The sequence below is a fragment of the Streptomyces sp. NPDC021225 genome, assembly GCF_044332865.1.
Classification (GTDB): Bacteria; Actinomycetota; Actinomycetes; order Streptomycetales; family Streptomycetaceae; genus Streptomyces.
This window is the reverse complement of the sequence record NZ_JBIRPV010000004.1, coordinates 191,827-211,485: the sequence shown is the minus strand read 5'-3', so window position 1 is coordinate 211,485 and position 19,659 is coordinate 191,827. Positions and strand designations below refer to the sequence as shown.

18 protein-coding genes are annotated in these 19,659 nt (G+C 73.3%); 5 read left to right on the top strand and 13 right to left on the bottom strand.

Going from position 1 to position 19,659, the window contains the following annotated elements:
• The first annotated feature begins 33 nt into the window (after positions 1 to 33).
• On the top strand, positions 34 to 516 hold the full coding sequence (locus tag ACH4S9_RS19585; protein WP_398373255.1) for a hypothetical protein: 483 nt from the start codon (positions 34 to 36) through the stop codon (positions 514 to 516).
• A gap of 32 nt (positions 517 to 548) precedes the next feature.
• Here the strand turns inward: ACH4S9_RS19585 and ACH4S9_RS19580 are convergent, their stop codons facing one another.
• Complete coding sequence (locus ACH4S9_RS19580; protein WP_311730644.1) at positions 549 to 1,226, bottom strand: HAD family phosphatase; 678 nt, start codon at positions 1,224 to 1,226, stop codon at positions 549 to 551.
• A gap of 320 nt (positions 1,227 to 1,546) precedes the next feature.
• Positions 1,547 to 2,527, bottom strand: coding sequence for a ScbA/BarX family gamma-butyrolactone biosynthesis protein (locus ACH4S9_RS19575; RefSeq protein WP_311730643.1), 981 nt, complete (start codon positions 2,525 to 2,527; stop codon positions 1,547 to 1,549).
• A 111-nt stretch (positions 2,528 to 2,638) separates the two neighbouring features.
• Here ACH4S9_RS19575 and ACH4S9_RS19570 point away from each other — a divergent pair, with 111 nt between their 5' ends.
• On the top strand, positions 2,639 to 3,265 hold the full coding sequence (locus ACH4S9_RS19570) for a ScbR family autoregulator-binding transcription factor (protein WP_311730642.1): 627 nt from the start codon (positions 2,639 to 2,641) through the stop codon (positions 3,263 to 3,265).
• 47 nt (positions 3,266 to 3,312) lie between these two features.
• Here the strand turns inward: ACH4S9_RS19570 and ACH4S9_RS19565 are convergent, their stop codons facing one another.
• The 9 genes from ACH4S9_RS19565 to ACH4S9_RS19525 form a co-directional block, all read right to left on the bottom strand.
• Positions 3,313 to 4,122 (bottom strand): endonuclease I family protein, encoded by an 810-nt coding sequence (locus ACH4S9_RS19565; RefSeq protein WP_398373251.1) that lies wholly within the window; start codon positions 4,120 to 4,122, stop codon positions 3,313 to 3,315.
• Between the two features lie 167 nt (positions 4,123 to 4,289).
• On the bottom strand, positions 4,290 to 4,970 hold the full coding sequence (locus ACH4S9_RS19560) for an SDR family NAD(P)-dependent oxidoreductase (protein WP_398373249.1): 681 nt from the start codon (positions 4,968 to 4,970) through the stop codon (positions 4,290 to 4,292).
• Positions 4,963 to 6,201, bottom strand: a complete 1,239-nt coding sequence (locus tag ACH4S9_RS19555; RefSeq protein WP_398373247.1) for an exo-alpha-sialidase — start codon at positions 6,199 to 6,201, stop codon at positions 4,963 to 4,965. The genes ACH4S9_RS19560 and ACH4S9_RS19555 overlap by 8 nt, the downstream gene beginning before the upstream one ends.
• Positions 6,202 to 6,263: 62 nt before the next feature.
• Entirely contained in the window at positions 6,264 to 7,274 is a 1,011-nt protein-coding gene (locus ACH4S9_RS19550; protein WP_311730638.1) for an aldo/keto reductase, read from the bottom strand.
• Positions 7,275 to 7,350: 76 nt separating this feature from the next.
• Positions 7,351 to 8,223, bottom strand: coding sequence for a dipeptide/oligopeptide/nickel ABC transporter ATP-binding protein (locus tag ACH4S9_RS19545; protein WP_311730637.1), 873 nt, complete (start codon positions 8,221 to 8,223; stop codon positions 7,351 to 7,353).
• Entirely contained in the window at positions 8,220 to 9,080 is an 861-nt protein-coding gene (locus ACH4S9_RS19540; RefSeq protein ID WP_358846187.1) for an ABC transporter ATP-binding protein, read from the bottom strand. The genes ACH4S9_RS19545 and ACH4S9_RS19540 overlap by 4 nt, the downstream gene beginning before the upstream one ends.
• Positions 9,077 to 10,006 carry an ABC transporter permease gene (locus ACH4S9_RS19535; protein WP_311730635.1) on the bottom strand — a complete coding sequence of 310 codons (930 nt, stop codon included), beginning with the start codon at positions 10,004 to 10,006 and terminating at the stop codon, positions 9,077 to 9,079. The genes ACH4S9_RS19540 and ACH4S9_RS19535 overlap by 4 nt, the downstream gene beginning before the upstream one ends.
• 3 nt (positions 10,007 to 10,009) lie before the next feature.
• Positions 10,010 to 10,939, bottom strand: a complete 930-nt coding sequence (locus ACH4S9_RS19530) for an ABC transporter permease (RefSeq protein WP_311730634.1) — start codon at positions 10,937 to 10,939, stop codon at positions 10,010 to 10,012.
• Between the two features lie 3 nt (positions 10,940 to 10,942).
• Positions 10,943 to 12,532, bottom strand: coding sequence for an ABC transporter substrate-binding protein (locus ACH4S9_RS19525; protein WP_311730633.1), 1,590 nt, complete (start codon positions 12,530 to 12,532; stop codon positions 10,943 to 10,945).
• A 250-nt stretch (positions 12,533 to 12,782) separates the two neighbouring features.
• On the opposite strand from ACH4S9_RS19525, the gene ACH4S9_RS19520 reads away from it, so the two are divergent.
• The 3 genes from ACH4S9_RS19520 to ACH4S9_RS19510 are packed head-to-tail and all read left to right on the top strand — an operon-like array spanning position 12,783 to position 15,890.
• Positions 12,783 to 14,045, top strand: a complete 1,263-nt coding sequence (locus ACH4S9_RS19520; protein WP_361189187.1) for a four-carbon acid sugar kinase family protein — start codon at positions 12,783 to 12,785, stop codon at positions 14,043 to 14,045.
• On the top strand, positions 14,042 to 15,076 hold the full coding sequence (pdxA, locus tag ACH4S9_RS19515; RefSeq protein WP_398373242.1) for a 4-hydroxythreonine-4-phosphate dehydrogenase PdxA: 1,035 nt from the start codon (positions 14,042 to 14,044) through the stop codon (positions 15,074 to 15,076). The genes ACH4S9_RS19520 and pdxA overlap by 4 nt, the downstream gene beginning before the upstream one ends.
• Positions 15,077 to 15,110: 34 nt before the next feature.
• On the top strand, positions 15,111 to 15,890 hold the full coding sequence (locus tag ACH4S9_RS19510; RefSeq protein ID WP_311730629.1) for a DeoR/GlpR family DNA-binding transcription regulator: 780 nt from the start codon (positions 15,111 to 15,113) through the stop codon (positions 15,888 to 15,890).
• A 67-nt stretch (positions 15,891 to 15,957) separates the two neighbouring features.
• On the opposite strand, the gene ACH4S9_RS19505 is transcribed toward ACH4S9_RS19510, so the two are convergent.
• Both ACH4S9_RS19505 and ACH4S9_RS19500 read right to left on the bottom strand, forming a co-directional pair.
• Positions 15,958 to 17,700: an ABC transporter ATP-binding protein gene (locus ACH4S9_RS19505; protein WP_398373240.1), complete on the bottom strand. Its 1,743-nt coding sequence runs from the start codon at positions 17,698 to 17,700 to the stop codon at positions 15,958 to 15,960.
• A 31-nt stretch (positions 17,701 to 17,731) separates the two neighbouring features.
• On the bottom strand, positions 17,732 to 19,438 hold the full coding sequence (locus ACH4S9_RS19500) for an ABC transporter ATP-binding protein (RefSeq protein WP_398373238.1): 1,707 nt from the start codon (positions 19,436 to 19,438) through the stop codon (positions 17,732 to 17,734).
• Positions 19,439 to 19,659 lie beyond the last annotated feature (221 nt).

Below are 19,659 nucleotides of genomic sequence, written 5' to 3'. Positions count from 1 at the left end.
GCCTCCCCGCCGGACCACTACCGGGAGGTTGACGTGTCACACCTACTGCGTGCCACCGCGCTCTGCGCGGTGCTGCTGGTGAGCGGCTGCGCCGGCGGCCAGGGGCAGAGCCACGCGGGCCATGAGCAGAAGAAGACCTCCCCGGCCGCCGAGGGCTCTGCCGTGAAGACCGCCGGACCCGCGACGCTGACGAAGATCGCCGATGCCATCGGCTGCAAGGCGAATGTCGTCACCGACGCCGAGGAGCTGCGCCAGGCGGCGTGCAAGTCCGGCAAGTCCCAGTACACCCTGGTCACCTTCGCCACCGACAAGGGGAAGCGCGAGTGGCTGTCGGAGTCCAAGGACTACGGCGGCACCTATCTCGTCGGCTACCGCTGGTCGGTGACAGCCCCCTCGGAGAACTCCCTGAAGCCGCTTCGCACCAAGCTCGGCGGCAACATCGAGATCGGAACCTCCCACCAGGGCATGGAGATGGAGCCCGGGAAGGGCCACTCCGAACACGCGCAGCACGGCTGACGGCGTGTCATGTCGGCCCGGCCGTGCGGCCCTCAGGATCTGCGGGTGTCCGCCCACCTGAGCAGGTCGGGATCGGCGAGGCTGGCGACCCACAGGTCCACCGGTGGCCGCTCGTCCGCGGGTTTGCGGGGGCCCACCCCGAGGACTCTGAGCCCGGCCCGGGACGCGGACAGAAAGCCGCACTGGGAGTCCTCCACCGCCAAGGCGTCGCCGGGGGCCGCGCCGCACCGCCGGGCGGCCTCCAGATACACGTCCGGATGCGGCTTGGGGCGCACCTCGCCCTCGGGGACCAGCACATGGCCGAAGTACCGCAGCAGGCCGGCGCGGGAGAGCCCGGCCTCGACCACGTCGCGCGGGCAGTTGCTCGCCACGGCGAGCGGGGCGAACTGGGCGGCCTTGCGGACGATTTCGCTGGCCCCGGGCATGGTGACCGGGTCCTCGGCCACCAGTTGGCGGAAGTTCGCCAGGAGTTGCGCGGTCATCTGCCCGGCGAGCTCGGGAGCCCCGGCGTACTCGGCCATCATGCGGCCGCACTCGCTGTAGTGAAGGCCCTTGGTGGCGTTCGCGAACTGCCGGTCGGCGGTGGATCCGTGGCGGCTGAGCACCACCTCGCGCGCCTTCTCCCAGTGCCGTTCGGAGTCCATGAGGGTGCCGTCGCAGTCGAAGACGATGGCTGCGGGGGTCCAAGCGAGAAGCGTGTTGGCTGTCATCTGCCTGCCGTTCCATGGGAGTGGACGAATCGGCGCAGGGTGTGCCTGTACCTGCGGAAGACCAGCGCAGTGGGGTTCCTGGCGGCTCAGGCGCGAGAGCGCCGACCGCTGCCGTCCGATCCGCGAGCGCCTGATCGCTCGCGCGACGCGGGAAGCCGTACAGGCGGAGAGTCGCCTGCCCGAAAGATAACGATCACTACGGTAGTTAGATGACCCGCAGTAAGCAAGAGACTACTATGTGTCGGCGTTTCGTTCGTCGGTGTCGTGTTCGCCGAGTCCGTGTTCGCCGGTGCCGTGTTCTGCGGTCGGGTGCTCGTCGCTCAGACGTACCGAAGCGCGCCGACCGCGGTCCACTCCCCCGCCTGCCGCAGCCGGAAGACACAGGTCCGGCCGTGCGGGACGCACTCGACCCGGGCGGGCGGGGCGAATTCGGTGAACCGGAGGGCGCGCAGCCGGCAGCCGAAGGGGCGGGTCAGCACGCCCCCCGTCGCCAACGACGCGGCCTGGCGGGCGGCTTCCAGCAGGACCAGGCCCGGCACATGGTCGCTCCAGTGGTCGAAGAAGAACGGGTGGCGCAGGTCCGCCGGGTCCAGGCGCAGGGCGCCGCCCTCCCGCACCACCATGACGTCACGCTCCGCCGGCACCGCCACTGACCGCGGCGAGGGCCGCGCGAGGACTTCCGAGCGGGGCCGCGCGGCAGGCTCCGGCGCCGCGCGGCGGGCCGTCTCGTACGCCTCCGGGGCGAGGAAGCGCGCGGTGCCGCCGGCCCGCGCGAAGGGCACCCCGTCCGTGAGCAGCCGGATGTCGAGACGCAGCCCGGAGACGAACCGGCCGCAGGGGGTGGTGCGCACGTCGGCCACAGCGGCGCGGCAGACCACGTCCGTGGCCCCGTGGTCGACCCGCGGCTCGGCGGACGGGTCGAGCGCGAAGGAGAGGTCCTTGATCACGAAGTGCGCCCCCGCGGCGGTGGTGAAGTGGCGGGAGGGCAGATAGATGCCCAGCTGGCGCAGGGTCTCGGCGACCATCAGGGGGTGATGGCGGCCGTCCGGACCGTGCGGGAAGGTGGGGTGGGAGCGGGGCCACTGCACCGCGGCCACGAACCGGTCCCCGCCCAGCGCGCGGACATCGGTGAGCAGCACCTCGGCCACCGAGGTGCGGTGCACCGCCTCGCGCGCCACGGTGCGGGACCAGCTCAGCCGCGGCACCGCGAGCTCCCACGGCTCCGGGGGCTGTGCGCGCTGCGGGCGCTTCTCAGGCTCCGGCGGCTCTGGAAAACCACGCGCCTCACCAATAATGGCCATAAAATATTAATAATCGTTGACCTGTGGGTCTTCACCTCCATGACATGCGAGAAGTCCGCTAAGTTCACCCCGACAACGCATCGCACGCGACGGATCGAGGACGGACACCACGTGCAAGAGCGGGCCGAGCAGACACGCCGATCCCTCCTGGAAGCGGCGGCTTCCCTCTTCGACGAACGGGGCTACGCCGGCACCAGCATCAGCGATATCGCCACCCGGTCCGGCCATACCAGCGGCGCCATCTACTTCCACTACGCGAGCAAGGAGAAACTCGCGCTCGCCGTGGTCGAGGGACACTTCGCCACCTGGCCGCCGCTGATCGAGCGGCACACCGAGCCCGCCACCGGCACCCCCGCCCTGGAGCAGTTGGTGGGGCTGAGCTTCGCGGTGGCCCGCGCCTTCCGCGACGACATCGTCGTCCGGGCGGGGGCGCGGCTGTGGACGGAGCGCACGCTGATCGCGGCGCCGCTCCCGCCGCCCTTCGTCGGCTGGATCGACGCCGTGACCGCGATGCTGGAGCGGTCGCGCGCCGAGGGCGAGCTCGCCCCGCACATCGACCCCGAGCGCGCCGCCCGGACGGTGGTGTGCGCCTTCTTCGGCGTGCACACCGTCTCCGAGGCCCTGGACCGGCGCCGGTCCATCGAGGACCATCTGTCCGATCTCTGGGCGCTGCTGCTGCCCTCGCTCCAGGCCCGCCCCGCCCCGATGGAGCTGCTCCCGGTGGCCCGGCAGGGCTGAGCGCGGGGCCGCGGGCAGGGCCGTGGGCGGGCCTGACGGGCGCGTGGCTACCAGATCTCGTCGACCCACTCGGGGTGGTCGACGAACGGGTTCCGGTTGTGCTGGTAGTCGTCGTATATCACCTGGTTGCGACGCTGTTCGAAGGCGTCCGGCGGGTCCTCGGCGTTCCACTTGCGCAGGACGGACAGCCGCCCCAGATACGGCTGGCTGCCGTTGCCCGCCTTGTCGTTGACCTCGAGGTCGGCGAAGCCGTCGCCGCCCTCGTAACGCACCGCCATATAGAAGATCATGCGGGCCACATCGCCCTTGACGGCGTCGCGGGGCTCGAAGGAGTCGGCGTCGGTGTAGCTGCCGGGCGCCTCGGACACCGCGGAGCCGCCCTCGTCGAAGTCCTTGTTGCCACGGGTGCTGTTGACCGACACGTCCTCGGGGCGCAGATGGTGCAGATCGGTGCCCGGACCGGTCGCGGTGCCGAAGTCGCCGTGCGACTTGGCCCAGACGTGTTCCCGGTTCCAGTCGTTGGCGTTGCCGCCGTTGGAACTCTTGCTCTGCGACCGGCCGGAGTAGAGCAGGATGACGTTGGCGGAGTTGCGCGGGTCCTCGTCGGTGTTCTTGAGGGCCTCCCAGACCTGGCTGTACGAGATCTTCGAGTTGGTACTGATGACGCTGTGCAGCGCGTCCTTGAGCGGCTCACCGGTCTTGCCGATGGCGTCCTTGTAGTACGTGTCGTCGTATCCACCGGCGAGCGCGGGGCTCGTGGGCGCGGAGCCGGCGGTGGCGGGGGCCTGCGCGGTGGCGGTCACGGCCACCGCGCAGACCAGCAGGGCCAGGGATTTCCAGCGGGTCACACGGGTCATGTGCACAGGCGGTCCTCTCCCCGATTCACGTTCGATCGCCGAAAGCGTGTCAGAGAGCGGATCTCCCAAAGGTGAACGACAGGGAGAGGTTTCGTGACAGGGTCATGACTAAACCCGCCCGCGGGAGAGGGCTCCGTCCCCCCTCTCCCTCCCTCCCTCCGGGGGGATTACAGCGACGCGCCCCCGCACATCACCAGCGTCTGGCCGGTGGTCGAACCCCCCTCCGGCCCGAGCAGAAACGACGTCAGCCCGGCCACCTCCTCGGGGCGTACGAGCCTGCCCAGCGGCGGCACGACCGGAGGGGTCGCGCTGCGGCCGGGGTCCCGCAGCATCGGGGTGTCCGTGGGGCCGGGCGCCACGACGTTCACGGTGACCGCGCGCGGCGCCAGCTCCGCGGCCCAGGACCGGGCCATGGCCGCCAGCGCCGCCTTGGTGGCCGCGTACTGGCTCTTGCCCGGGACACCGGTCATGGTGCGGCTGCCCACGAGCACCACCCGGCCCCCGTCCGCGATCCGGTCCGCCAGGGTGTCGACCAGGACCTCGGCCGCCTGCACATGGACCCGCCACATCAGATCGCCGTCGGCCGCCGACAACCCGCCCAGCCGGGCGGAGCGCTGAACACCCGCCGCGTGCACGATCGCGCCCACCCCGGCCACCGGGGCGAGCGCGTCCCGCAGCGCCTCCGGCCGCGCCAGATCGACCGGGATCCAGCGCATCCGCTCGGCGGACACCGGCTCCGTACGGCTGATCCCGGTGATCCGCCACCCCTCGTCCAGCAGCCGGGCGGCGATGGCGGCGCCGATGCCGGAGCTGGCGCCGGTGACCACCGCGTGGCGGGGCTCAGACATCGGCCGCCCAATCCGGCGCCACCCGCACGTACTTGATGGCCCGGCGGTGGTAGGTGTACGCGATGTGCAGCGCGCCGTCCGGCGTCTGCGTCACGGACGGGTAGGACAGCTCGCGGTTGAGCCGGTCGCGCGAGTTGTTGGTCAGGCAGTGTCCGTCGCCGGTGTCGAGATCCCTGCGGTGCGGCCAGGTCAGGCCGCCGTCGGACGAGAGGGCCAGGGTCATCGGGGCCCGTGGCGCGCCCCAGAACGCGGTCCTGCCGCCGTCGGCCACCTCGGCCGGGGCGGTGGCGGCGGTGGCGGCCGGGGACTCACCCGCCTGGCCGTCCTCGTCGATCTCGTCGTAGAGCGAGACCCGGCGCGCGGTGGCGTCCGCGGCGCTGCTGTGGTTGTAGACCAGCGCGAGCCGCCCGTCGGCGAGCGGGACGTACTGGACGGAGGAGTTGTTGTTCGGCAGCTCCGTCGGCACCGGCTCGCTCCAGGTCTCGCCCCCGTCGCGAGAGTCCGAGCGGTACACCGCGTCCGCCCACCGGCTGCGGAACAGCGCGAGCAGGGAGCCGTCGGGCAGCGGGTGGATGTTCATGTGCACACAGCCGGTGGACCCGGGCACCGGCCGCTCCCGCCAGGTCCGCCCCTGGTCATCGCTGATCATCACCGCGCTGGTGTCGTGGTCGCCGACCCACGGGACACCCGGGGTGGCCACGCAGTGGAACACCGGCAGCAGCCACCGCCCGTCCTCCAGGACCACAGGAGGCTGACGTACGAAGACACCGCCGGTCGCGGTGGCCGGGAACAGCGTGCGCGTCGGCCCCCAGGTGGCGCCCCCGTCCGCCGAGGTCCGCAGCCGCACCTCGGCGGTGTCCTGATTGCCCGCCTGCTGGGCGGTGTGCAGCAGCCACAGCTCGCCGGTCGGCGCGGAGAAGAGCACGGGGTTCTGCTCCGAGCGCGTCGGGTCGTCGGAGAGTTGCACCGGGTCGGTCCAGGTGTCCGAGCGCGGGGCGAGCCGGGAGAACCACACACAGATGTCGGCGACACCCTCCTGCGTACCGCCGAACCACACGCACCCCAGGTCGCCCCCCGGCAGGACGGCCAGGTTGGCGGCGTGGTTCTGCACGGCGGGCGCGGGCAGGAACGCCTCGGCGCGCGCCGGGTCGTCCGGGCGCTCGCGCACCCGCCCGTCGGTCCGCAGCGCCTCGTCGGACTGCACTGGGGTGGTGTCGTGGTCGGCGGTCATGCCGCGGGCTCCTTCGATGGTGCGGGGTGGGTGTCAGATCACAGTGATGCTGGAGCGGGACGTCAGCGGTTGTACGCCGGCATCGGCCCCCGCAGCCGGGCCCCGACCTCGTCGCAGGCCGCGACCACGTCGGCCGGCAGCGGACCCGCCTGCGCGGCCGCCACATTGGCCAGCAGATGCTCGACGCGCGAGCCGCCGAGCAGCAGCGCGTCCACCCCGTCCCGGCCGAGCAGCCATCGCAGCGACAGCTCGACGAGTCCGAGGCCCGCGCCCTCGGCGATCCGGGCCAGGTCCCGCACGGCCTCGAAGAGCCGGGGGTCCCAGTACCGCTGCCGGTACATCTCGGCCAGCCGGGAGTCGCCGAACCGCCCCGACCCGGGTGTCTCCTCGAATGTGTGACGACCCGTCAGCAGCCCGCCGCCGAGCGGGTTGTAGACCATGGTGCGCACGCCGCTGGTGGCCGCGTACTCCAGGTACTCCTCCTCGACCCGCCGGGCCAGCAGGTTGTACAGCTGCTGGGCGACCACCGGGCGCGGCGCGCCCACCCGCTCCGCGGCGTGGCCGACCTCGGCGATCTGCCAGGCCGCGTAGTTGGACACGCCCAGCGCCAGGACCTTGCCCTCGGCGACGAACTCGGCGACGGTGCCCAGCGTCTCCTCGAGCGGGGCCGACCGGTCGGGCTGGTGCAGATAGAAGAGGTCGACGTGGTCGGTGTCCAGGCGCCGGAGGCTGCCTTCGAGGGCCGCCCGCAGCCCGCGCGCGGACAGCGGGGAGTGGTCGCCGTGGTCGGGGTGCGGCATTCCGGCCTTGGTGGCCAGCACGATCCGGTCCCGGCGGCCGGGCAGCAGCTCGGCCAGGATCGTCTCGGTGACCCCGCCCGCGTATGCGTTGGCGGTGTCCACACCGGTCACCCCGGCGTCCAGCGCCGCGTCCAGCATCGCGGCGGCACCGGCGCGGTCCACCGTGTCACCGAAGGTCATGGTGCCCAGCACCAGGCGCGAGAGCGGCACCGGTACGCCGGGCAGCTCCACCGCGCCGGGCGAGGTCCGGGGGGTGGTGTCGGGGTCGGTCATCGGGGGGTGGCTCCTTCGGCCGGCGCGCCCCGGCGCGCGGGGCGCGCCGGGGCCGGTGGGGTGGTGGGGTGGTGGGTCAGGACGGGGTGGCGGGGTCCGTGGACATCGCCGGGGCCGGTGACGCGGCGGCCGCCGCGACGATCGCGGAGACCAGGGCGCGCGGCTTGCGCCCCCGCATCGTCGTCGGGTCGAGGGCGGCGCGGCGCAGCGCCCTGGTGTACGGCTCGGCGGGGGCGGCGAGGACCGTCTCCGTGGAGCCGGACTCCACCACCCGTCCACCGCGCATCACCATGACCTCGGAGCTGATCTCGCGGACCACTCCGAGGTTGTGGGAGATCACGATGTAGGCCAGCTGCCGCTCGGCCTGGAGATCGCGCAGCAGCCGGAGCACCTGCGCCTGGACGGAGACGTCCAGCGCGGAGGTGGCCTCGTCGCAGACCAGCAGCTCGGGGTCGCTGGCCAGGGCGCGGGCGATGCCGATGCGCTGCCGCTGCCCGCCGGAGAACTCGCCGGGGCGCCGGTGGAGGGCGCTGGAGGGCAGCCCGACCTGGTCGATCAGCTCCGCCGCCCGGCGGGCGCGCTCGGCCTTGGAGGCGACACCGGCCAGCCGCAGCGGCTCGGCCACGATCTCCTCGGCGCTCTGATGCGGGTCCAGGGAGCCGTACGGGTCCTGGAAGACCATCTGCACCCGGCGGCGCAGCGGGCGCAGCCGCCGCTCCGGCAGGGTGGCGATGTCGGTGCCGTCGAGCAGGATGCGGCCCTCGGTGGGGCGCAGCAGCCGGACGAGGGAGCGGGCGATGGTGGACTTGCCGCAGCCGGACTCGCCGACGATGGCGAGCGACCCGCCGCGCTCGACGGTGAAGCCGACGCCGTCCACGGCGCGGAACTTCCCGCCGTGGACGGGGTATTCGACGACGAGGTTCTCGACGGCCAGCAGGGGTGTGGTCACAGCGCCTCCCGGTGTGCGGCGGCGGGCGCCTGGGGGACGCCCTCGTCCCAGGGGCCCAGGGTGGGGACGGCGGCGAGCAGGCCGCGGGTGTACGGCTCGGCGGGGTGGTCGACGATCCGCTCGACGGGGCCGGACTCGACGAAGCGGCCGTCGCGCATGACGTGGATGCGGTCGGACACCAGCCGGGCCACACCCAGGTCGTGGGTGATCATCAGGATGCCGATGCCGGTGCGCTCCTGCAACTCCATCATCAGGTCCAGGACGCCGGCCTGGACGGTGACGTCCAGGGCCGAGGTCGGCTCGTCGGCGACCAGCAGTTCGGGCTCGGCGGCCAGGGCGATGGCGATGAGGACGCGCTGGAGCATGCCGCCGGAGAACTGGTGCGGGTAGGCGCCCCAGCGGGTCTCGGGGTGCGGGATCCGCACCCGGCCGAGGAGTTCGACGCCGCGGGTGCGCGCCTCGGCCTTGGACAGTTCGGGGTGGCGCAGCCGCAGCGCCTCGCCCAGCTGGTGGCCGATGGTGTGCACCGGGCTGAGCGCGGTCATCGGGTCCTGCGGGATGAGGGACACGCCCCGGCCGCGGATCCGCCGGATCGCCTTGGGGTCGGCGATGATGTCGCAGCCGAGCACGCGGGCGGTGCCGGACAGCACGGCCAGCCCCTCGGGCAGCAGGCGCAGCAGGCCCATGGCGGTGGTCGACTTGCCGGAGCCGGACTCGCCGATGAGCGTGACCGTCTCGCCCGGGGCGATGGTGAAGCCGACGCCGTCGACGGCGCGGACCACGCCGCGGTCGGTGATCAGCTCGATCTGGAGATCCTCGACCTCCAGCAGCGGAGCCTTCTCGCTGGTCTCGCTCATGAGGAGGCCTCCGTGGCGCGTCGGCGGGTGCGGTCGCGCAGACCGTCGCCCAGCAGGTTGACCCCGACCACCAGGAGCACGATGACGAGGCCGGGCAGGGTCACCAGCCACCACGAGGTGGTGATGTAGTCCTGGCCGTCGGAGATGATCCGCCCCCAGGTGGCGAACGGCCGCTGGGGCCCGGCGCCGAGGTAGCTGAGCGCGCTCTCCAGCAGCACCGCCTGGGCGAGCAGCAGGAGGACGACCAGGGACGCCTGGCGGACGATGTTGGGGATGATGTGGCGGGCCAGGATGGCGGCCTGGCGCAGTCCGAGTACCCGGGCGGCAGCCACGTACGGCTTCTCCCGCTCGACCAGCACCAGTGACCGGGTGATCCGGGCCACCTCGGGCCACTGGGCGATCGCGATCACGCAGGTGATGACGGTGACGGAGGGGCCGAAGAGGGCGACGACCAGCAGCAGCATCATCAGCAGCGGGAGCGACATCTGCGCCTCCAGCAGCCGGGAGACGACCGTGTCGATCCAGCGGCCGAAGTATCCGGCGGCCGCGCCGGCGACGATGCCGATGAGTCCGGAGACGACGACCGCCAGCACACCGATGGACAGCGACACCTGGCCGCCGTGCAGCACGCGGGAGAGCACATCGCGGCCGAGCTGGTCGGTGCCGAAGAGATGGCCGTCGGTCAGCGGCGGCAGCCGCCGCGCGGAGAGGTCCTGGTCGTCGGCTCCGGCCAGCGGCAGCAGCTGGGCGAGGGCCACGGGGACCACCACCAGCAGGGTGCACACGGCGCCGGCCATAAGTTTCAGGCTCGCGCTGCGGTGGCGCCGGGTGGCGGTGGCGCGGGCCACGTCCTTCGCGGTGACCGCGCTCGGGCGGGCCGCTGCGGCCGTCTCGGCCGGGGCCGGGGGTTCGAGGGCGCCTTTCATGTCTCAGGCCGCCTTTCCCAGGCGTACCCGCGGGTCGAGCAGCGGGTAGGCCAGGTCGATGAGGAGTTGGACGAGGACCGCCAGGGCGGCGGTGACCAGGACGGTGGCCTGGATGAGGGGGTAGTCGCGGGTCTCCAGGGCGCGGACGACCAGGGAGCCGACGCCGGGCCAGCCGAAGACCACCTCGACCACCACGACGCCGTTGAGCATCGCGGCGAACCGGGTGCCGAGCGCGGTCAGCACCGGGATGGCGGAGTTGCCGAGGGCGTAACGCCAGGTCAGAGCGCGCTCCGAGACGCCGCGGGAGCGGGCGACGGTGACATACGGGGAGGTCAGGGCCGCCACCATCTCGCGGCGGACCAGCCGGGAGATGAGCGCCATCTGGAGGATGGCCACGGTGACGGTCGGCAGGATCAGTCCGCCCCAGGTGGTGAACCCGGAGGCGGGGAGTACCGGCACCAGCACCGCGAAGACGGTCAGCAGCATCACGCCGATCCAGAAGTCCGGCATGGACTGTCCGGCGATGGTGAGGACGTTGGCGCCCAGCTCGCGCTTGGTGTCGGCGCGGCGGGCCATCCATACGCCGAGCGGTACGGCGACAACTGTGGTGAGCGCGATGGCGGCGATGGACAGGGTCATGGTGTACGGCACCCGGTCGAGCACCACGTCGAAGGCGGGGGCGTGGAAGGAGTAGCTGGTGCCGAGGTCGCCGGTGAACAGATCGCGCAGGAACACCCCGTACTGGGTGAGCAGGCTGTCGTTCAGGCCGAACTGTTCGCGGATCCGCGCCAGGTCCTCGCTGGTCGGGTTGGGCCCGGCCAGGGCCGTGGCGGGGTCGCCGGGCGCCATGCGCACCAGCACGAAGACGGTGGAGACGGTCAGGAAGATGGTCAGGACGCTCTGGCCGAGGCGGCGCAGGAGATAGCGGATCACGGCTCAGCCCTCCAGGCGCACGGCGGCGAGGTCGTAGGAGTTGACCTGGAGGAGCCGCACGTCCTGGACGCGGGTCCGGCGGGCCAGCACCACATTGGGGATGAAGGCCCACAGGCAGGGCCGGGTGTCCCAGATCGCCTTCTGGACGGCGGCGAGCTTCTTGTTGCGGACGTCCTCGTCGCTCTCGCGGGAGGCGTCGGCCAGGCGGGCCGCGATCTCGGGGAAGACATAGCCCTGGTAGGTGTCCCGGGTCTTCTCTTTTTCGGGGGTGCCTCCGTACATTCCCTGGAGGCTGGTGCTGGCGTAGCCGGTGGGGACGGAGTAGCCGTTGCCGAGGACGTCCCAGTCGCCGCGGCGGCCCTGCCGCCACTGGAGGATGTCGCCGCCCGGCTGGAACTGCTGGAGGGAGGCGCGGACGCCGACGGCGCGCAGCATCTCCAGCACGGCCTCCATCACGGAGGTGTCGGCGGGGAACTCGCCCGACTCCCAGATGATCTTCACCTTGAGGTCACCGGCGCCCAGCGCGGTCAGCCGTTTGCGGGCCTTGCCGGGGTCGTAGACATAGGACCCGGTGCGCACCGCGCCCCTGAGGGCGAGCGGGACCACGCCCTCGGCCTGCTGGGCGGAGCCGGTGAGCACATCGCGCACCAGGGACTCGCCGTCGATGGCGTAGCTGAGCGCCTCGCGCACCCGGGGGTCGGCCAGCGGGTGTCCCTTGGGCTTGCGGAAGTTGAAGAACAGCTGGTTGACCCGGGTGCCCGAGGTGCGCTCCAGGCGCACGCCGGGCAGGCCGCGCAGCTGCTCGGCGGAGTCGGGCGTGATGGTGTCGATCACGTCCAGCTCGCCGCTGCGCAGGGCGACCACGCGGCTGGACTCCTCCGGGACGAAGCGGACCCGCACCTTCTCGGTGCGGGGGCGCGGTCCCCAGTAGTTGCGGTTGGCGGCCAGGGAGTACTCGCCGGTGCCGGAGTTCGCCGAGGTGACGATGTACGGGCCGGAGCCCACCCCGCCGGACAGCTCCTCGGGGCGGTTCTTGGCGGCCGGGCTGATCAGGATGTTGGCCATCAGCTGGTCGAGGATCGGCACCGGATGTTTGGTGCGCAGATAGAACGTGCGCTCGTTCACCGGCTCGACGACGGGCAGCTCGGGGAACAGGCCGATCAGGAAGGAACCGTTGACGCCCGCGTACATCTTCAGGGCGGTGGCCACGTCCTTGACCGTGACCGGGGTGCCGTCGGAGTAGCGCACGCCGGACCGCAGCCGCACCGTCCAGCGGGTGGGCTCGGTCATCTCGAAGCGATCGGCGAGGACCAGCTCGGTCTTCATGCCCCGCCCGATCCGGGTGAGCGCCTGGCGGACGGCGCGCTGCACCGTGACCGCCGCGTCGAACTGGTTGAGCTTGTTGTCGAGGCTGACCAGGGAGCGGTTCAGCCCCAGGATGACGGTGCCGGGGCCGGGGGCCCCGGTGGGACCGGCGCACCCGGCCAGGGGACCGAGCGCGAGGCCTGCGGTGGCACCCGCGCCCAGACGCAGCACGGTCCGCCGGCTGGCGGCGGTCAGACCGGTTGGGAAACCGGATGGGTTACGGGTCATCGTTGACCTCTCGGCATTTCAGGCGAGCGACCGGCTCGCTCGATCCGTCCGGATCGCCGCCGGACGGGTCACAGTGTCGCGGCGGTCACCGTGACATGGATGCGCGTTTCACGCAATACCCCTCGCACACTTCGCGCAGGGTGTGTCATCATCGAGACCGCCGGGGCGGCGTGCGCCGCCATCTGCCGCTGCCATGCCATTCCGTGCTGTTCATGGTCATTGCTGTTCATGGTCGTTCGAGGAGGTACCGGTGTCACCGACGCCCAGTCGCCGGCTGCTCGCCGTCGCGGACGACCTGTCCGGCGCGGCCGAGACGGCCGCCGGGCTTGAATCGCGCACAACGCGCAGTCGGGTGGTGCTTGTTGGGGACTCCGCCGCCCCGCGCCACCCGGGCGAGGCCACCGTGCTCGACCTCGACTCGCGCCATCTGCCCGCCGCCGAGGCGGCCGAGGCGGTCCGCGCCGCGCTGGCCCTGCCGCCCCCGGGCGACCCCCTGGTCCTGAAGAAGATCGACTCGCTGCTGCGGGGGAATGTCGCCGCCGAGGTGGCCGCCCTCGCCGCGGGCGGGGCGGGCGTGGTCGTCGCCCCCGCGCTGCCCGCCGCCGGGCGCGCGGTGCGCGCGGGCGTCGTCCACCTGGGCACCACCCCGCTGCACCACAGCGACGCCTGGCGCGCCGAGCCGGTGCCCCCGCCGCCCTCCGTGGCCGCCGCGCTCGGCCCGGCCCGCACCGCGCTGGTGCCGCTGTCGGCCGTACGGGACTCCCGGCGCACCCTGCTGACCGCGCTGCGGACCGCCCTCGCCGAGGGGCGGGTGGCCGTCTGCGACGCCGAGACCGACGCCGACCTGGACGCGATCGTCGAGGCCGCGCTGGCCGACGGGCCGGGCACCCGCCTGGTCGGCTCCGGCGGCCTGGCCGCCGCCCTCGGCCGCCACCTGGCGGGCGGCACGTCGCCCCAGGACGGCGAGCCGCCCCAGGACGACGTGCCGCCGACCCCGGCTGCGCTGGAGGACCCGCGCCCGCTGCTGGTCGTGGTCGGCACCGCCGAACCCTCGGCCGCCGAACAGATCCGGCGGCTGGCCGCCGACGGCGCCGCCGTCCTGCGGCTGCCCGTCGAGGCCCTGTGCGCGGACGGCCCGGCCGCGCCGATCGCGCCGCCCCCGCTCAGCGCCGACGGGGTCACCGTCCTCACCCCCGCCCCCACGCGGGCCCCGTTCTCACCCCGGCGGCTGGTGCACGGCCTCGCCCGCGCCGTCGCCGCCGCCGTCGCCCGCCATGACGGGTCCGTCGACCTCGTCCTCACCGGCGGGGAGACCGCCCGGCGGGTGCTGGACGCGCTCGGCGTCACCGAGCTCCACCCCGTCGGCCAGGTGCACCACGGCGCCGTACATCTCCGTACCCCCGACGGGCGATCCGTCGTGACCCGCCCGGGCAGCTTCGGCGACGCCGACTCACTGCGGCAGATCGTCCAGGCGCTGCGCCCCCACCCGACTCAACGGAAGGTCCGTCCATGAACGCATCCCCCAACCCCGCCTCCCCCGCCGATGTCCCGCTGCCCCTCATCGCGGTCACCATGGGCGACGGCGCGGGCATCGGACCGGAGGTGGTCGTCCCGGCCCTGCTCGACCAGGACACGCTGGGGCGCTGCCGCCCGGTGGTCATCGGGGACGCGGAGCGGCTGCGCCAGGCCGCCCGGCTGCGGGGCGTCGACTGCCGGATCGTCCCCGTCGACACGCCCCAGGAGGCCGAGTTCACCCCGGGGCGGATCAATGTGATCGACCTGGACCTGCTCCCCGCCGACCTGCCCTGGGGCCAACTGTCCCCGGTGGCCGGGGACGCCGCCTACCAGTACGTACGGGCGGCCGCCGAACTCGCCATGAGCGGCGCGGTCCAGGGCATCTGCACCGCCCCCCTGAACAAGGAGGCCCTGCACGCGGGCGGCCACATCTTCCCCGGACACACCGAACTCCTCGCCCATCTCACCGGCGTCGAGGAGGTGTCGATGATGCTGGCCACCCCGACCGTGAAGGTCATCCACGTCACCACGCACATAGGCCTGATCGACGCGGTCAACCGGATCGAGCCCGGCCTCGTCGAGCGCACCGTGCGCCGCGGCCACGAGGCGATGGTCCGCGCCGGGAACCCGAACCCGGTGATCGGGGTGTGCGGCATCAACCCGCACGCCGGCGAGAACGGGCTGTTCGGCTACGGCGAGGAGGAGGAGAAGATCGTCCCCGCGCTGGAGGTGGTGCGCGCGGACGGCATCGACGCCCGTGGCCCGCTCCCCGCCGACACCGCCTTCTTCCTGGCCGGCCGGGGCGACTACGACCTGATCGTGGCGATGTACCACGACCAGGGCCACGGCCCGGTCAAGGTGCTCGGCCTGGAGGCCGGGGTCAACCTGACCGTCGGACTGCCCGTCATCCGCACCTCCGTCGACCACGGCACCGCCTTCGACATCGCCGGTACCGGCAAGGCGGACGCCGGTAGCATGATCGAGGCCCTGCGGCAGGCGGCCGAGATGTCCTCGGTCCCCGCCCGGTGACCCGAACACCAGAAGAGACGAGCCACGAGTGACGATGCCTGCCCAGGGAGCGCGGGGCCGCCGCGACCAGATCGTCCACCTCGCCACCACCACGGGGTTGGCGAGCGTGGAGGAGCTGTCCCGCGCCTTCGGGGTCACCGCCTCCACCATCCGCCGCGACCTCGCCCAGCTGACCGCCGCCGGCCGGCTGGCGCGCACCTACGGCGGCGCCATGGCCCTGGTGGCACACCCCGAGGCATCGCTGCGCCAGCGCACCGGCGAGGCCTTCGAGGCCAAGCAGGCCATCGCCCGGTGGGCCGCGGGGCAGATCCGTACGGGCGAGACGGTCCTGCTCGACGCGGGCTCCACCGTCGGCGCCCTGGCCCATGAGCTGCGCACGGCCGGGGATCTGACGGTGGCGACGACCGGGCTCACCGCGCTCCAGGAGCTCTCCGACGTGGACGGCGTGCGGGTGGAGTGCCTCGGCGGCACGCTCCGCCCGCTGAGCCAGAGCTTCGTCGGACCGCTCACCGAGGCCGCGCTGGAGCGGATGACCTTCGACCGGGTTTTCCTGGGCGCCGACGGGGTGACGGCCCGCCACGGCCTGTGCGAGGCCGATCTGCGCCAGACCCGCCTCAAGGAGCTGATGGCCCGCCGGGCCGACGCCGTCTATGTGCTGGCCCACTCGTCGAAGATAGGCCGCCGCCCCTTCCACACCTGGGTCCAACTGCCGCCCGGATGGACGCTGGTGACGGACGGCGCGGCCGACGAGGACGAGGTGCGGGCGCTGCGGGCGGCGGGCATCGAGGTCGTGCTCGTCGACACGGCGGCGTAAAGCGCTCGGCGCGCGCGGCCCCACCGGGCGCGCGCGCCGGGGTACGTCCTCGCGGCGGGTCGCGGGGTCAGGTGCGGCCGTGCCAGGAGGCCCAGAGCGCGGCGTACGCGCCGCCGCGCCGCACCAGCTCCTCGTGCGGCCCGAGTTCGGTGATCCGCCCGTCCTCCATCACCGCCACCCGGTCGGCGTCGTGCGCGGTGTGCAGCCGGTGGGCGATCGCGACGACGGTGCGCCCTTCGAGGACGGCCGCGAGCGACCGCTCCGTGTCCCGGGCGGCGCGCGGATCGAGCAGCGAGGTGGCCTCGTCCAGGACCAGGGTGTGCGGATCGGCCAGGATCAGCCGGGCCAGGGAGAGTTGCTGCGCCCGGTCGGGCGGCAGCGCCGCGCCGCCCGCCCCCACCCGGGCGTCGAGCCCCGTGCGCGCGGCCCACTCCCAGGCGCCGACCGCCCGCAGCGCCCGCTCCAGCTCGGCGTCGTCCGCGTCGGGCCGGGCGAAGAGCAGGTTGTCGCGCACCGTGCCGCGGAAGACATAGGTCTCCTGGGTGACCAGGGCGACCTCACCGCGCAGTTCGGCCGGTGAGAGGTCGCTCAGCGGCACTCCCCCGACGGTGACCGCGCCGGTGCGCGGCCGGTGGATCCCGGCGAGCAGCCGGCCGAGGGTGGACTTGCCCGCGCCCGACGGGCCGACGACGGCCAGCCGCTCCCCGCGCTCGATCCTGAGGTCGATGTCGCGCAGCACGTCCCGGCCGTCCCGGTAGGCGTAACTCACCGCGCGCACCTCGAGATCTCGCGAGCGCTTGAGATCGGGGCGGGCCGCGGGGTCCGGCCCGCTCCCGCCGGACCCGCGGCCGACCCCCAGCAGCCGGGCCAGCGAGGCGGCGCCGGTCTGGAGATCGCCCAGCGAGTACAGCAGCATGTCGACCGGTCCGAGCAGCTGCTGGACGTAGAGCGTGGCCGCGGTGACCGACGCCAGCGAGACCAGGCCCTCGACGGCGAACAGCCCGCCGACGACCAGGGTGGCGGCCACCGGCAGGACATACGCGGTGTCGCTGATCGGCAGATAGACGGTGAGCAGCCGCAGCGTGCGGCGCTCGGCGGCGTAGGACCCGGCGATGTCCTGGTCCGTGCGGGCGGTGCGGCGCTCGGCGACGCGCAGCGCCTCGACCGTACGGGCCCCCTCGACGGTCTCGGTGAGGCCCTCGGTGAGCTGTGAGTAGGAGGCGTTCTGGGCCAGGAACGCGTCGCGGGAGCGGCTGAAGAACCAGCGGGAGGCGACCCACAGGACGGGGACGGCGATCAGGCAGGGGAACGCGAGCAGCGGGCCGACCACGACCATCGCCCCGAGGGTGACGAGGATCGTGACCAGCGCGGTGAGCGCGGCCGGGACGGCGCCGCGCACCACGCGCGCGAGCACGTCCACATCGCGCGTGGTCCGGGTGACCAGATCGCCCGAGCCCGCCCGCTCGACGGTGGCGAGCGGCAGCGTCAGCACATCGTCGACGAACCGCTCGCGCAGCCCGGCCAGGACCTTCTCGCCCAGCCTGGCCGAGGCATACCCGGCGGCGTGGGTCAGCGCCGCCTGGGCGACGATGAACGCGCAGATCAGCAGCGCGGTGCGGGGAATGTCGGCGGTGCCGTGCGCGGCGTCCTCGACCAGGCCGCCGAGCAGCCAGGGGCCGACCAGGCCGCAGACGGCGGCCAGGCCGTGCAGCGCCAAGGTGGCGGCCAGCTCACGCGGGTGACGCCGGGCCAGCCGCCGGGCATGGGCGCGGACCTCCTTCGCGGAGGCGACGGGCAGCGCGGCGCTCATGCCACCCCACTCGCGCTCGGTCCTGGCGCGCTCATATCGTTTCCTCCTCGCGGGCGACCACGGCCCGGTAGCGGGGGTCGCCGAGCAGTTCGCCGTGCGTGCCGTGGGCGACGGCCTTGGCGTTCTCCACGTAGACGACGTGATCCGCCCGGTCGAGCAGGATCGGGCTGGTGGTGAACACGACGGTGGTGCGGCCCGCGCGATGGGCGCCGAGCCCGCGGGCGACGCGGGCCTCGGTGTGGGCGTCGACCGCGCTGGTGGGCTCGACCAGGACCAGCACCTCCGGGTCGGCCATGAGCGCCCGTACCAGGCGCAGCCGCTGCTGCTGGCCGCCGGAGAGGTCGCGTCCGGACGCGGCGATCACGGTGTCCGGCCCGTCCGGCAGGGCCTCGACGATGTCGCGCGCCGAGGCGGTGTCCAGCGCCCTCTCCAGCAGTTCGCGGGAGCCCGGACGGGGCCCGGCGGGGTCCAGTTCGGCACTCAGCGGGCCGGCGAAGAGCACATCGTCGTTGGTGGCGACGAGGATGCGCCGCCGCACCTCCGCGAGGGGCAGATCGGCGAGCGGAGTGTCCTGCCAGGTGACGGCGGAGTCGGTGTAGCGGCCGAGCCGGTCGGCGAGGGTGGCGGCGTCGGCCGGGGAGGCGCAGGCCACAGCCGTGAACCGGCCCGGTGCCACGGTCAGCCCCGAGTCGGGGTCGGCCAGGGGGCCGGTGCGAGACCGGGGCCGATCGGTGCCGGAGGCGAGTTCGGGCGCGAGCGCGAGAAAGCGGGTGACGCCGCGGGCGGCGACATGGCCCCGGGTGATCTGCCCGACGGCGTCGGTGAGCCGGCGCAGCGGGTCGACCAGGTAGACGGCGTAGCCGTAGAACGCGACGAACTGCCCGGCGCCGATCCGGCCGGACTCCACGGAACGGGCCCCCAGCCAGACCACGGCGCAGGTCAGCAAGGACGGGAGCAGCACCTTGACGGCGCCGAACAGGGCGTCGACCCGGGCCAGCGCCACCCCCGCGCCGCGCAGCCGCTGGGAGTCGGCGCGATAGCGCCCGGCGAAGACCGCCTCGCCGCCGATGCCGCGCAGCACGCGCAGTCCGCTGACGATGTCGACGGCCCGGCCGGTCAGTTCGGCCTGGTGCTCGCGCAGCCGCTCCTGGCGCCGGTGCAGCGGGCGGATCAGCAGCGCGACCGCCCAGACCATGAGCGGCACACCGGCCAGCACCACGGCGCCGAGCCGCCAGGAGGCGTCCAGCATGATCGCGGCGATGGCGGCGATGGCCACGACCGCGCCGCTGCCGCGGGCGGTGCCGGCCAGCGCCTCGCCGATCCGGTCGATGTCCGCCACTCCGGCGTTGACGATCTCCCCCTTGGCCATGCGCTTGGGCAGGGTGGCGCCGAGCCCGGCGGTCTGTCGGGTGATGAGCTGCATGGTGCGGTACGAGGCGCCGAGCCGGGTGGTGAGGGTGGCGCGGTCCCGCAGGATCCCCGTGACGGCCTGGACCACGCCGAGCAGCAGCACGGCGCCGCCCCACAGCAGCAGCGCCCGGCGGTCCCGGTCGACGATCCCGTCGTCGATGGCGGCCCCGATCGCGGCCGGTACGAACGCCTGGGCCAGCACGCAGAGAATTCCCCACAAAATGCCGAGGAGAATTGAATTGCGGAGATCACGGGCGAGCCATAACAGATAGGATATGGGTGACCGATGGTCTGGGATTCCGGGTTCCGGATCAGGGAAGCGTCGCATGGCACGCCGATGCTAGCGATGCCGTTCCCCGCCCGACGATGGATTTTCCGGCAGGCATGGCCGGGGGCGGGCGGGGCACTCGCGGCGCGATGGATGAGTGGCCGTCGCACGAATTCTGGAGGTCACCGTGACACGGCAGGCCGATCCCCGGCGCCTCTTCCCCGACGACCGCGCCCCCGCGCCGCCGTCGCCCGGCCCCGGCGGGCAGGGACCGGGCCCCG